13 protein-coding genes are annotated in these 12,798 nt (G+C 70.9%); 6 read left to right on the forward strand and 7 right to left on the reverse strand.

The genetic code is table 11. The annotated features are described in order from the left end of the window. Positions 1–268 precede the first annotated feature (268 nt). Complete coding sequence (locus tag ACIRF9_RS29295) at positions 269–1,735, forward strand: sensor histidine kinase (protein WP_403828259.1); 1,467 nt, start codon at positions 269–271, stop codon at positions 1,733–1,735. 217 nt (positions 1,736–1,952) lie between these two features. Here the strand turns inward: ACIRF9_RS29295 and ACIRF9_RS29300 are convergent, their stop codons facing one another. Both ACIRF9_RS29300 and ACIRF9_RS29305 read right to left on the reverse strand, forming a co-directional pair. Further along, entirely contained in the window at positions 1,953–2,210 is a 258-nt protein-coding gene (locus ACIRF9_RS29300) for a WhiB family transcriptional regulator (protein ID WP_006142322.1), read from the reverse strand. A 320-nt stretch (positions 2,211–2,530) separates the two neighbouring features. Beyond that, the gene (locus ACIRF9_RS29305; protein WP_403828084.1) at positions 2,531–3,499 is read right to left on the reverse strand and encodes a diacylglycerol/lipid kinase family protein; all 969 of its coding nucleotides are present in this window, start codon (positions 3,497–3,499) and stop codon (positions 2,531–2,533) included. A gap of 116 nt (positions 3,500–3,615) precedes the next feature. Between ACIRF9_RS29305 and ACIRF9_RS29310 the strand changes: the two genes are divergently transcribed. Next, complete coding sequence (locus tag ACIRF9_RS29310; RefSeq protein WP_403828086.1) at positions 3,616–4,071, forward strand: hypothetical protein; 456 nt, start codon at positions 3,616–3,618, stop codon at positions 4,069–4,071. Between the two features lie 10 nt (positions 4,072–4,081). Here ACIRF9_RS29310 and ACIRF9_RS29315 read toward each other — a convergent pair whose 3' ends face one another. The 3 genes from ACIRF9_RS29315 to ACIRF9_RS29325 all read right to left on the reverse strand — a co-directional run bounded on the left by ACIRF9_RS29315 (position 4,082) and on the right by ACIRF9_RS29325 (position 6,202). After that, positions 4,082–5,215, reverse strand: coding sequence for a SigB/SigF/SigG family RNA polymerase sigma factor (locus ACIRF9_RS29315; protein WP_403828088.1), 1,134 nt, complete (start codon positions 5,213–5,215; stop codon positions 4,082–4,084). After that, positions 5,212–5,625, reverse strand: a complete 414-nt coding sequence (locus tag ACIRF9_RS29320; protein WP_004925829.1) for an anti-sigma regulatory factor — start codon at positions 5,623–5,625, stop codon at positions 5,212–5,214. The genes ACIRF9_RS29315 and ACIRF9_RS29320 overlap by 4 nt, the downstream gene beginning before the upstream one ends. A gap of 316 nt (positions 5,626–5,941) precedes the next feature. After that, positions 5,942–6,202, reverse strand: a complete 261-nt coding sequence (locus ACIRF9_RS29325) for a UBP-type zinc finger domain-containing protein (protein WP_403828090.1) — start codon at positions 6,200–6,202, stop codon at positions 5,942–5,944. 59 nt (positions 6,203–6,261) lie between these two features. Here ACIRF9_RS29325 and ACIRF9_RS29330 point away from each other — a divergent pair, with 59 nt between their 5' ends. Continuing rightward, positions 6,262–7,857, forward strand: a complete 1,596-nt coding sequence (locus tag ACIRF9_RS29330; RefSeq protein WP_403828092.1) for a Na+/H+ antiporter — start codon at positions 6,262–6,264, stop codon at positions 7,855–7,857. Between the two features lie 9 nt (positions 7,858–7,866). Here ACIRF9_RS29330 and ACIRF9_RS29335 read toward each other — a convergent pair whose 3' ends face one another. Beyond that, entirely contained in the window at positions 7,867–8,751 is an 885-nt protein-coding gene (locus ACIRF9_RS29335) for a 1-aminocyclopropane-1-carboxylate deaminase/D-cysteine desulfhydrase (protein ID WP_403828094.1), read from the reverse strand. A 173-nt stretch (positions 8,752–8,924) separates the two neighbouring features. On the opposite strand from ACIRF9_RS29335, the gene ACIRF9_RS29340 reads away from it, so the two are divergent. Together ACIRF9_RS29340 and ACIRF9_RS29345 are read left to right on the forward strand one after the other, a co-directional pair. Beyond that, positions 8,925–10,331 carry a family 2B encapsulin nanocompartment shell protein gene (locus ACIRF9_RS29340; RefSeq protein ID WP_403828096.1) on the forward strand — a complete coding sequence of 469 codons (1,407 nt, stop codon included), beginning with the start codon at positions 8,925–8,927 and terminating at the stop codon, positions 10,329–10,331. Beyond that, positions 10,328–11,401 carry a family 2 encapsulin nanocompartment cargo protein polyprenyl transferase gene (locus tag ACIRF9_RS29345; RefSeq protein WP_403828097.1) on the forward strand — a complete coding sequence of 358 codons (1,074 nt, stop codon included), beginning with the start codon at positions 10,328–10,330 and terminating at the stop codon, positions 11,399–11,401. Before ACIRF9_RS29340 ends, ACIRF9_RS29345 begins: the two co-directional genes overlap by 4 nt. 91 nt (positions 11,402–11,492) lie before the next feature. On the opposite strand, the gene ACIRF9_RS29350 is transcribed toward ACIRF9_RS29345, so the two are convergent. Continuing rightward, positions 11,493–12,119 (reverse strand): TetR/AcrR family transcriptional regulator, encoded by a 627-nt coding sequence (locus ACIRF9_RS29350; protein ID WP_403828099.1) that lies wholly within the window; start codon positions 12,117–12,119, stop codon positions 11,493–11,495. A 91-nt stretch (positions 12,120–12,210) separates the two neighbouring features. On the opposite strand from ACIRF9_RS29350, the gene ACIRF9_RS29355 reads away from it, so the two are divergent. After that, positions 12,211–12,795: a dihydrofolate reductase family protein gene (locus ACIRF9_RS29355; RefSeq protein ID WP_403828101.1), complete on the forward strand. Its 585-nt coding sequence runs from the start codon at positions 12,211–12,213 to the stop codon at positions 12,793–12,795. The last annotated feature ends 3 nt before the right edge of the window (positions 12,796–12,798 follow it).

Genomic DNA, 12,798 nt, shown 5'->3' on the forward strand with positions numbered 1-12,798 from the left:
CACAATGGACCGTGCGAGAACAACACGTGCGCGAACAGCACGAGAAAACTTCCGTTCTCCCCGCACAGGAGGGCGGACCGAGGGTCCGGAGCTCTCTGCCCTGACTGCCCCGGCTCCTCACCTTCGGCCGACGGGACCGCACACCCCGCGGCCGATATTGCTCCGGGCTGCGGTGCCGGGAGGGTTGAGGGTCCCTCCCAGGCGCCGCGGCCCGCGGGTGTTTTTCGGACACTTCCCGGTGCCGGGTACGCTCGCAGACGTGCCCTCCATGAACGAACTCGTACGCCAGCACACCGCCCTCGACGACTCCGACCTCGAGTGGCTCCACCTGCTGGTCTCGGAGTGGCAGCTGCTCTCCGACCTCTCCTTCGCCGACCTGGTCCTGTGGGTGCCCACGAGCGACGGCACCCGCTATGTCTCCGTGGCCCAGATGCGCCCCAACACCGGCCCGACCTCCTACCAGGACGACATGGTCGGCCACCTGGTGCCACGCGGCCGCCGCCCCCTCCTCGACGCCGCCCTCGACGAGGGCCGGATCGTGCGCGAGGGCGACCCGGAATGGCGTGAAGAGGTCCCCGTCCGCGTCGAGTCCATCCCCGTACGACGGGACGGACGCGTCCTCGGGGTGATCGCCCGCAACACCAACCTCCTCACCGTGCGCACCCCGAGCCGGCTGGAGCTGACCTACCTGCAGAGCGCCTCCGACCTCGCGCAGATGATCGCGGCCGGCTCGTTCCCCTTCCCCAACCAGCAGATGGACATGGACGCCGCCCCGCGCGTAGGCGACGGCCTGATCCGGGTCGACGGCGACGGCATCGTCCAGTACGCCTCCCCGAACGCGCTCTCCGCGTACCACCGCCTCGGCCTCGCCTCCGACCTGGTCGGCCACAACCTCGGCCAGACCACCGCCGAACTCGCCCCCACCCGGGGTCCGGTGGACGAGGCGCTCGCCAAGCTGGCCAGCGGCTGGGCGCCCCGCGAGTTCGAGATCGAGGCCAACGACGGGGTCATCCAGTTCCGTACGATCCCGCTCAAGCCCAAGGGCACCCGCATCGGTTCGCTCGTCCTGCTCCGGGACGTCACCGAACTGCGCCGCCGCGAACGCGAGTTGATCACCAAGGACGCCACCATCCGGGAGATCCACCACCGGGTGAAGAACAACCTCCAGACGGTCGCCGCCCTGCTGCGCCTGCAGGCCCGCCGCATCGAGTCCGAGCGGGGCCGGGAGGCCCTGGAGGAGGCGGTCCGCCGGGTCGGCTCGATCGCGATCGTGCACGAGACGCTGTCTCAGAACCTGGACGAGCGCGTGGAGTTCGACGAGATCGCCGACCGGGTGCTCGCGATGGTCGCGGAGATATCGCCGGGCAAGGTGACCGGCCGGCGCAGCGGGCGCTTCGGCATCCTGGACGCGGAGGTGGCCACCCCGCTGTCCATGGTCCTCACCGAGATCCTCCAGAACGCCCTCGAGCACGGCTTCCGCGAGGGCGACACCGGCACGGTCGAGGTCTCGGCGGTCCGCGGTGGCACGACCAAGGAAGCCCGTCTGCTGGTCACCGTCCAGGACGACGGCGTGGGCCTGCCCGACGGCTTCGACCCGCACACCTCCGGCAACCTCGGCCTGCAGATCGTACGGACGCTGGTGGAGGGCGAGTTGGGCGGAACCTTCGACATGGTCCCGGCGCCGGAGCGCGGTACGCAGGTGATCCTGGACGTTCCGGTGCGGGCGCAGAAGTGAATGCCGCGCCGCCGACCTCCGTGCGCCGGGAAGCAAGAGCCGGGTAAGAACGGGCGGGGACAGCAAGAAGCCCCGGACCGTTCAGGGGTCCGGGGCTCAGATGCTCGTTGCCAGCGATTAGCTGCGCATCGGGGGTACTGCGCGCTGCGGCTCGGGGGCGGGAGATGCGTACTCGCTGTACGCGCCGCCAAGCTCAGGCTGTGCGGGGCGGGTGTTGTCAGGCGGAGGCCTGACGGGCCCGGTTGCGGGCGGCGCGACGCTTCATGGCACGGCGCTCGTCCTCGCTGAGACCACCCCAGACGCCGGAGTCCTGACCGGACTCGAGCGCCCACTGCAGACACTGATCCATGACGGGGCAGCGACGGCAGACGGCCTTGGCTTCCTCGATCTGCAGCAGCGCAGGACCGGTGTTGCCGATGGGGAAGAAGAGCTCGGGGTCTTCCTCGCGGCAAACGGCGTTGTGACGCCAGTCCATGGCTGCTACCTCTCCTTGGTATTACGTGCAGGTTGCTTGTGAATGTGAACGCTTTCACGAATCCCTCAACAAGTGAAGGGCCAACCCGCCAGGTTCGCTGGCGTGGTCCTGTGGATTGAAGAGGGGTTCTGGTGATCAGTGGAGGCTGGTGTTGCGGGCCGTCCCGATCGCCACGTAGAGACTCGCAAACCTCAGCGGCGGATACAACCCCTTCTGGAAAGTTTTTTTTGATTCCTCGGTGTCGACTAGGTCACAGCCGTACTTCCATGGGGTGGACCCTGGCCTAAACGTTCGAGTGAAAGGACTTCAGCCCTTTCTGCTCACACAATCACACGCAGTGCACGGCGTACGCCTGTGAACGTCACGCTCGTACGCAGCCCGAGGTGGTCGCCGTCCATCTGGAGGGGCAGAGGGACCTTCGAATGCAAGGTGAACCGGTCCAGGTCGTGGAACGAGTGCGCGTGCTTCCCGTGCGGGCCCCGCTCGGGGGACGAAGTGAGCAACTGGGTGCCATACCGGGCAACCGCGGCGGTGGACAGACGGCTGAGGCCGAGTACGTCGAGCCCGGTATCGAACGAGGCCTTAGGCGACGCGTACACCGGGCGATTGCCCAGATAGGTCCACGGAGCCGTGTTGCAGACTATGGAAAGCACCAAATCGGTCACCGGGTCCGCGTCCGGACGCTCCAGTGTGATCGATCCGCGCCGGCGCTCCGGCTCGCCCAGGAGCTGACGCACGGCCTGCATGAGATAGAGGGCGTGCGTGGACCTCCTGCCGCGCTCCCGCTGCTGCTCGACCCGGCCGACGACCCCCGCGTCGAAGCCGAGCCCGGCGTTGAAGGTGAACCAGCGCGAGGGCACCGCCTCGTCCTCCGTGCCCGGGGTGCCCGAGGCGACGCCCAGGCCGACCGTGCGCTCGCGCTCCTCGCGCAGGGCGTCAAGCAGGGCGCCGGTGGCCTCCACCGGATCGTTGGGCAGGCCCAGGGCGCGGGCGAAGACATTGGTGGAGCCGCCGGGGACCACCGCGAGACCGGGCAGCCGGTCCGGGTCGGGGCCGGAGTGCAGCAGGCCGTTGACGACTTCGTTGACCGTGCCGTCGCCGCCGAGGGCCACCACCAGATCGGTGTTCCCGCTCTCCGCCGCCTGCCGGCCCAGGTCGCGCGCGTGCCCGCGGTACTCGGTGGTGACCGCCTCCAGCTTCATCTCGCTGGCGAGCGCGTGGATGAGGACGTCGCGCGTCCGTGCACTCGTAGTGGTTGCTGCCGGATTGACCACGAGAAGTGCACGCATGGGTTGCAGCGTACCTACTGGGTGGTACCCGGGCACAGGCCGAGGTAGGGAACCGGTAAGAGATCGCACGTGAGTCTCGACACGGGTCCCCGCGGGGGCGGGGCTACCCTTCAGGGGTGAGCAGTGAGCAGAGCCCCCTCGCCCCGGAAACCGCAGACCCGGCCGCCGTCGGCCCCCGTCCGCGCCGGCTGACGTACGCCGCCGCGCTGACCGGTCTGGAGGGGCTGGCGCTCGTCGTCGGCGGGCTGTGGATCCTGGTCCTGGGGATCGCCGGCGACCCGGACGACCGCCGGCAGGCCGTCACCGGCGGCGTGACCCTGATGGTGCTCGCGCTGCTGCCGCTGCTCGCCACGCGCGGTCTGCTGGGCCGGCGCAGCTGGAGCCGGGGGCCCGCCGTCATCACACAGATCATGGCGCTGCCGGTGGCCTACAACCTGCTGCAGGCCGACAGCATGGCGATCCCGGCGGGCATCGCCCTCGCGGTCGTCGCCGTCGCCGCGCTCGTCCTGCTCGTCAACGGCGAGACCACCCGGGCCCTCGGGATCCGGGGGCCCGGCAACACGGGGAAGTAGCCCCGAGGGGTCACTCCTCCACCAGCAGCTTCTCCCGCAACTGCGCCAGCGTGCGCGCCAGCAGCCGCGAGACGTGCATCTGCGAGATGCCGACCTCCTGCGCGATCTGCGACTGGGTCATGTTGCCGAAGAACCGCAACAGCAGGATCCGCTTCTCGCGCGGCGGGAGGTCCTCCAGCAGCGGCTTGAGCGACTCCCGGTACTCGACGCCCTCCAGCGCCTCGTCCTCCGCGCCGAGCGTGTCGGCGACCGCCGGGGACTCGTCGTCGGTGTCGGGGACGTCCAGGGACAGCGTGGAGTACGCGTTGGCGGACTCCAGGCCCTCCAGGACCTCCTCCTCCGAGATGGCCAGCTTCTCGGCCAGCTCGTGGACGGTGGGGGAGCGGCCGTGCTGCTGGGAGAGCTCCGCCGTCGCCGTGGTGAGCGCCAGCCGCAGCTCCTGGAGCCGGCGCGGGACGCGCACCGCCCAGCCCTTGTCGCGGAAGTGCCGCTTGATCTCGCCGACGACCGTCGGGGTCGCGTACGTCGAGAACTCCACGCCGCGGTCCGGGTCGAAGCGGTCGACCGACTTGATCAAGCCGATGGTCGCGACCTGCGTGAGGTCGTCCAGCGGCTCGCCGCGATTGCGGAAGCGCCGCGCCAGGTGCTCGACGAGCGGCAGGTGCATCCGGACCAGCTGGTTGCGCAGCTCCGCGTACTCGGGGCTGCCGTCCTTCAGTCCGCGCAGCTCGACGAACATCGCCCGCGCCCCGCTGCGGTCCCCTTGCTCGCGGGGTTCGTGCTGGTCACGGGGTTGCTGGTCGCGGGGTTGCTGGTCACGGGGTTCGTGCTGGGTGCCCGGCACGCCCTGTTCGTCGTCTCGCTCGTGCTCGCTCATCGTCCCGCCCGTCGCCCTCTGTCGAGCCCTGTCCTCAGCCCGGCCGGGGGAACCCCCGATCCGCCCCTCGTGGGGCGAGTCCTGCACGGCATCCAGGTCCCGCCGCCCGGTGTCATCCTCCGGATGCGGCCGGGCCTGCTCGGGAATGCCGTCGATGCCGTCCGCCGTCATACGTCGGGAACCGCCCGGAGAGACTGAATCGTTCTCGGCCGGCAGCTCCCGTGTGCCGCGCTCTTCGTCCCGCACCGGCCCGTCCCCGTTCCTCACGCCGGCCCGGGTCCCGCGCCGCGCTGTTTGTAGAGGCTGATCGAAACGGTTTTGTCCTCGTCGACGGCGGAGGAGACCTTGCCCGCGAGGGCGGACAGCACGGTCCAGGCGAAGGTGTCCCGCGAGGGGGCGTGGCCGTCGGTGGTCGGTGCCGAGACGGTGACCTCGAGCGAGTCGTCGACGAGCCGGAACACACAACTGAGCACCGAGCCGGGCACGGCCTGCTGGAGCAGGATCGCGCAGGCCTCGTCCACCGCGATGCGCAGGTCCTCGATCTCGTCCAGGGTGAAGTCCAAACGGGCCGCGAGGCCGGCCGTGGCCGTCCGCAGCACCGACAGGTAGGCACCCGCAGCCGGCAGCCGGACTTCCACGAAGTCCTGGGTCGCGGGCTCGCCTGCGATCTGGGACACCCTCACCTCCAAGGTGGTACAAGCTTTTCGGGGCCGAGGGTCGCCCCCCGGGGTAACGCGTCTGTGGTGCAGCGGTGACGCTACCGCGCTCTCAAGTTTCCTGTCCCCCGGGACCCCGACCCCTGGCGTCACTCACAGTAAAACTGTGAACACGCTCCGTGTCTAGGGGTCTGCGGGCCCAAAAGGGAAGAGGGCGCGCCGGGTTGACGTACCCAGGCGTCAGACGGTCGAACCGTACCCGCCGGACGGCAGGACCGTCTCGGAAGTACAACGGCCCGACCTCCTCAGAAGTTCACGTCCTGACCGCCTCCGATGCTCAAACGAGGACATGATCGACGAAGCACCAGCGCCAGTTCTCCCCCGGCTCGAAGGTCCGCATGATCGGATGGCCGGTTTCCTTGTGGTGCTCCGCCGCGTGCCGGCTGGGCGAGGAGTCGCAGCAGCCGACGTGGCCGCACATCAGGCACAGCCGCAACTGCACCGGGTGGGTGCCGTCCCGCAGGCACTCCGGACACGTCTCGCTGAGCGGGACGGGTTCGGGGTCGGGCAGCGCGTCGGCGTGCGTGCACTGTTTCATGATTGCCAGATTACGACGGTCGTGCGGACGACCGCGCGGAAAAACGAGGCGGGCGAGACATGGACGTGATGCCACTGCTGTTGCTGGTGGCGGGCAGCGCGGCGATCGCGGCGGCGGCCCGGCGCACCCCGGTGCCGGCCCCGCTGCTGTTGGTCGCGGTCGGCCTGGTGGTGTCGTACGTGCCCGGGGTCCCGGACTACACCCTGGACCCGGACGTCGTCCTGCCCCTGCTCCTGCCCCCGCTGCTGTACACCTCGGCCACCGACAGCTCCTACCTCGACCTGCGCGCCCAGCTGCGGCCGGTGGCGCTGCTCTCGGTCGGATACGTGCTGTTCGCGACGGTCGTCGTCGGCTGGGCCGCCTATCTGCTCATCCCCGGGCTGCCGCTGACCGCGGCGCTGGTGCTGGGCGCGGTGGTGGCGCCGCCGGACGCGGTCGCGGCGACGGCGGTGGCCCGGCGGGTCGGCCTGCCGTCCAGGATCACCACGATCCTCCAGGGCGAGTCCCTGCTGAACGACGCCACCGCGATCACCGCCTACAAGGTGGCCCTCGCGGTCGTGGTCGGTGAGGGCGCCTCCTGGGCGGGCGGCATCGAGGAGTTCCTGGTCGCGGCGGTCGGCGGGGTCGCCGCGGGCCTGATCCTCATGGCCCCCCTGCACTGGTTGCGCACCCACCTGAAGGAGCCCCTCCTCCAGAACACGCTCTCCCTGCTCATCCCGTTCGTCGCGTACGCGGCCGCCGAGCAGTTCCACGCCTCCGGCGTCCTCGCCGTGGTCGTCGTCGCCCTCTATCTCGGCCACCGCGCGTGGGAGGTCGACTTCGCCACCCGCCTCCAGGAGGACGCGGTGTGGAAGATGGTCGCCTTCGTCCTGGAGTCGGCGGTCTTCGCACTGATCGGCCTGCAGCTGCCGGTGGTCCTCAGGGGCCTCGGTTCCTACGAGGGACTGGACGCCGCCTGGTACGCGTTCGCCCTCTTCGTCGTGGTCGTCGCGGCCCGCTTCCTGTGGGTCTATCCGGCGACCTTCCTGCCCCGGGCCCTGTCGGCTCGCATCCGCGCGCGTGAGGAGAATCCCACCTGGCGGGGCCCCTTCGTGATCGGCTGGGCCGGTATGCGCGGCGTGGTCTCGCTGGCCATCGCCTTCTCCATCCCGCTCACCGTGGAGCACGGCGATCCCTTCCCGCACCGCAACCTGATCCTCTTCCTCACCTTCACCACGGTCATCGGCACCCTGGTCGTCCAGGGCCTGACCCTGCCCCCGCTGATCCGCATGCTGAAGTTCCCCGGCCCCGACCCGCAGGCCGCCACGCTCGCCGAGGCCAACGCCCAGGCGCAGGCCTCCCGGGTCGCCGAGGAGCGTCTGGACGCCCTGCTCGCCGACGAACGCAACGCCCTGCCCCCACCACTCGCCGACCGCCTGCGCAGCGTCCTGGAGCGCCGCCGCAACGCCGTCTGGGAGCGCCTCGGCCAGGTCAACCCGGTCACCGGCGAGACCATCGACGACACCTACCGCCGGCTGTCCCGCGAGATGATCAGCGCCGAGCGCGCGATGTTCGTACGGCTGCGCGACGGCCGCTACATCGACGACGAGATGCTGCGCACGCTGCTGCGACGCCTCGACCTGGAGGAGGCGGCGGCCTACCGGGAGACGGCCTGAGGTCGAGGTCTACGGGAAGGGGCGGCCGGTGACGACCGCGGTCACCGTCGTCCCCGGCGGGAACGCCCCCTCCCCGGCGAGGACGACAAGGCCGTAAAGCAACTTGGCGACATAGAGACGTTCGACCGGAAGGCCGTGCCGTCGCTCGAAGTCCTCCGCGAAGGCGTCCAGTTCGGGGGTGACCCGGGCGTATCCGCCGAAGTGGAAGCGCTCGTCGAGCCACCAGTCGCCGGACCGGCCCGGGAACGCCTCCTCCTGCAGCGCCCGTATGGCCTCGCCCAGGAAGCCGCCCTTGAGGACCGGTATGCCCAGGGCCCGCTGGCCGGGACCGAGGCCGGCGGCCAGGCCGGCGAGGGTGCCACCGGTCCCGCAGGCCACGGCGACGACCTCGCCGTGGCCGCGCAGCTCCTCGCCGAGAGCCCGGCAGCCGCGGGCGGCGAGCGCGTTGCTGCCGCCCTCCGGGACGACGTAGGCGTCCTCGGCGCCGGTCGCGGCCGAGAGCGCGCGGACCACCTCCGGCTCGGTCTTGCGGCGGTAGGCGGAGCGGTCCACGAAGTGCAGACGCATACCGTCGGCGGCGCACCGGGCGAGGGACGGGTTCAGCGGGCGGCCGGCCAGTTCGTCGCCGCGCACCACGCCCACCGTGGGCAGCCCCAGCAGCCGGCCGGCCGCGGCCGTGGCCCGCAGATGGTTGGAGTAGGCGCCGCCGAAGGTGAGGATCGTCCGGCCGGCCGCCGCCTCCAGGTTGGGCACCAGCTTGCGCCACTTGTTGCCGATCAGCTCCGGATGGATCAGGTCGTCCCGCTTCAGCAGCAGCCGCACCCCGTGCCGAGCGAACCGGTCGTCGGCCACCTCCTGGAGCGGGGAGGGCAGACGGGGGCGCAGATCGGTCACCCGCTCATTGTCGAACACCGTTCGTGTGAACGTCCCACTTCCCAGGCACACGATGATCCATTCCCGCTCTTTCGTGTAATGGCACGGGCACACACCGTGATGAAAGGCTGGCTCGCGTACCAGTGCACCGGCGCAGTTCGGCGCCCGTGCGTGATTCGGGAGGGCATTTCTCCATGTCGGTAGGCGAAGAGGTCCGCACGGATTCGGGCGAGCCGCAGCAGAGCCTCGGCACCGCGGCCGCGCGGAACCTGGCCACCACGACCAAGTCCGCACCGCAGATGCAGGAGATCAGTTCCCGCTGGCTGCTGCGGACCCTGCCCTGGGTGGACGTGCAGGGTGGTACGTACCGGGTCAACAGGCGGCTGACGTACGCCGTCGGGGACGGCCGCATCACGTTCGTCAAGACCGGCGACCGCGTCGAGGTGATCCCGGCCGAGCTGGGCGAACTGCCGGCGCTGCGCTCCTACGAGGACGAGGAGGTGCTGTCGGAGCTCGCCCAGCGCTGCCGGCAGCGGGAGTTCGGCCCCGGCGAGATCATCGCCTCCTTCGGCAACCAGACCGACGAGGTCTATCTGCTGGCCCACGGCCGCGTCGAGAAGGTCGGCACCGGCCCCTACGGCGACGACCAGGTGCTCGGCGTCCTCGCCGACGGCGCCTACTTCGGCGATCAGGCGCTGCTCGACGCGGACGCCATCTGGGAGTACACCGCCCGGGCGGACACCGCGTGCACCGTGCTGATCCTGGCCCGCCAGGACGTCGAGCAGATCGCGGAGCGCGCCGAATCCCTGCGCGCACACCTCCACCGGCTGCGCGCGATCCCCGAGCAGCGCACCAACAAGTACGGCGAGAAGGCCGTCGACCTGGCCGCCGGCCACGCCGGAGAGCCGGACATCCCGCACACGTTCGTGGACTACGACGCCCGCCCGCGCGAGTACGAACTGAGCATCGCCCAGACCGTCCTGCGCATCCACACGCGTGTGGCCGACCTCTACAACCAGCCCATGAACCAGACCGAGCAGCAGTTGCGGCTGACGGTCGAGGCGATCAAGGAGCGCCAGGAGCACGAGCTGGTCAACAACCGGGAGTTCGGGCTGCTCCACAACTGCGAGTACGACCAGCGGCTCCAGCCGCACGACGGCGTGCCCAGCCCCGACGACCTGGACGAGCTGCTCAGCAGGCGGCGCGGCACCAAGATGCTGGTCGCCCACCCCCGCACGATCTCCGCGATCGGCCGCGAGCTCAACAAGCGCGGGCTGGTGCCCGAGACGCTCGACGTCGGCGGCAACCGGATCCCGACCTGGCGCGGGGTGCCGATCTACCCGTGCAACAAGATCCCGGTCACCGAGGCCCGCACCAGCTCGATCATCGCGATGCGTCTCGGCGAGCAGGACCAGGGCGTCATCGGCCTGCGCCAGTCCGGCATCCCGGACGAGATCGAGCCGAGCCTGTCCGTGCGGTTCATGGGCATCAACGAGCAGGCCGTGATCAAGTACCTGGTCACGGCCTACTACTCGGCGGCGGTCCTGGTGCCGGACGCGCTGGGCGTCCTGGAGAACGTCGAGATCGGCCGCTGGCGGTGACCTCCGCCACCAGGTCGTACGGGAGGCGCGAAAGGCGGGGGTCCATCGGGAGCCAGGAGGCGACGGCGATTCTGGAGCGTGCCAGGGCGGCGGTCGACCCCGAGCTGCGCGCGGCGGTCGACTCCTTACCCCGCTCGATGCGCCGGATCGCGCGCTACCACTTCGGCTGGGAGCGCGCGGACGGCACCCCGGCCGCGCAGAACGCGGGCAAGGCGATCCGTCCCGCGCTCGTCCTCGCCGCGGCCGCCGCACTCGGTGGCCCGGCGGCCCGGGCGGCTGCCGTCCGGGCCGCCGCCGCGGTCGAACTGGTCCACAACTTCACGCTGTTGCACGACGACGTGATGGACCGGGACGCCACCCGCCGGCACCGCCCCACCGCCTGGGCCGTGTTCGGCGACGCCGACGCGATCCTTGCCGGGGACGCCCTCCAGGCGCAGGCCCTCGGCATGCTCGCCGAGGACCTGCACCCGGCGAGCCGGGCGGCCGCCGCCCGGCTCGCGGCCTGTGTGGTGGAGCTCTGCGAGGGCCAGCAGGCGGACACGGCCCTGGAGAAGCGCGGCCCCGCCGAGGTCACCCTCGAGGAGGTGCTCGTCATGGCCGAGGCCAAGACGGGCGCGCTGATCGGGTGCGCCTGCGCAGTGGGCGCGCTGTACGCGGGGGCGGCGGAGGAGGACGTCGACGCGCTGGACGCGTTCGGCCGTGAGGCCGGGCTCGCCTTCCAGCTCATCGACGACGTCATCGGCATATGGGGCGACCCGCGGCACACCGGCAAGCCGGCCGGCGCTGACCTCGCCGCCCGCAAGAAGTCCCTGCCGGTGGTCGCCGCCCTGGCCTCCGGAACCCCGGCCGCCGGGGAACTGGCCGAGCTGTACGCACGGCCCGCCGCGCCGGACGACCTGGACCGCACGGCGCAGGCGGTGGAGCGGGCCGGCGGCCGCGCCTGGGCCCAGGAACAGGCGGCCGACCGGATGTCCCGGGCGATGGACGAACTGGCCCGGGCGATCCCGGACCCGGAGTCCGCGGGCGGGCTGCTGTCCCTGGCGGAGTTCGTGACCCGGCGCAGCACCTAGGTCGTGTCCGGCCCGGTTCTGGTGCCGCGAACGCGCAGGCCCCGGTGGGTCCCGCACATCCCCACGGTGTGCGGGGCCCACCGGTTTTCCGTCAGGGTCCGGCCGGTGTCTGTGCCGGAGGGGTGTCGGAGTTCTCCGGGACCACCGTGGCCACGATCCGCTCCACCAGTCCCTCCGGCACCCCCACCCCCGGCAGCACTCCGTCGAGCACACCGGGCAGGGTCAGGTGCTCCAGGAGCAGGCCGAGGACCGCGAGGTACAGCACGACCACGGTCTCGTCGCCGCCGGGCAGCCCCGCCTCCCGGTGGAACTCCATGCCGTCCTCCAGGTCGCCGCGCACCGAGGTGGTGAAGGAGGCGCGCAGTTCGGGGCGCCGGGTCGCTTCGAGGCGCATCTCCAGCAGGGCCAGATAGCCGGTGCGGTCCCCGGTCGCGCGGGCCAGCAGATCGTGCATGAACGCCGTGACCAGGGCGCGGTCCCTGGGCCGCTTCATGAGGTCACCGAGCACCGCGGGGTCGGGTGCCAGCCGGACGTGCAGCCGGGCGTCGATCTGCCGCAGCAGGTCGTCGCGGCCGGTGAAGTAGTTGGAGGCGGTGCCCGTGGGCACGCCCGCCGCGGTGTCCACCGCCCGGAAGGTCAGTCCGCGCGCCCCCTCGCGGGCGAGCACGTCGATGCCCGCGTCCACCAGGGCCGCACGGCGCTCCGGATTGCCGGCCATGGCTCTCCTCTCGGTAAAAGGCTTGCAACCACTACAAGTGAAGTACTACAACTGAAGTGGTTCACGGCGCAGCCTACGAAAAGAGGCAGTTTTGCGAAAGCTCACGTACTTCGTCGCCTGTTCCCTCGACGGCTTCATCGGGGACGCGACCGGCGACGCCACCGCGATGATGTCCTTCGTCGACGAGGAGTTCCTGGGCCACCTCGCGGCGGAGTACCCCGAGACCCTGGCCACCCCCGGCCGCCGGGCGTTCGGCCTCGACGACCTGGAGAACAAGCGGTTCGACACGATCGTGCAGGGCCGGGCCAGCTACGACCTGGCGCTGAAGGAGGGGATCACCAGCCCCTACGCCCATCTGCGCCAGTACGTCGCCTCGCGCACCCTCGCCGAGTCGCCCGACCCGGACGTCGAGATCATCGCGGACGGACTGCTCGACAAGGTCCGCGCACTGAAGGCGGAGCAGGGCGATCTCGGCATCTGGCTGTGCGGCGGCTCCCGGCTCGCGGGCGAGCTGCTCGACGAGATCGACGAGCTCGTGATCAAGACGTACCCGATCGTCTACGGCACCGGCATGCCCATGTTCGGCGCCGGCTCGGACGCCACCCGCTTCACCTTCGAAGGGATGCGCTCCTTCGGCAACGGTGCCGTCGTTCGGACGTACAGCAGGGAGCAATGACGG

It is taken from the genome of Streptomyces sp. NPDC096132 (assembly GCF_044763345.1).
Lineage (GTDB): Bacteria > Actinomycetota > Actinomycetes > Streptomycetales > Streptomycetaceae > Streptomyces.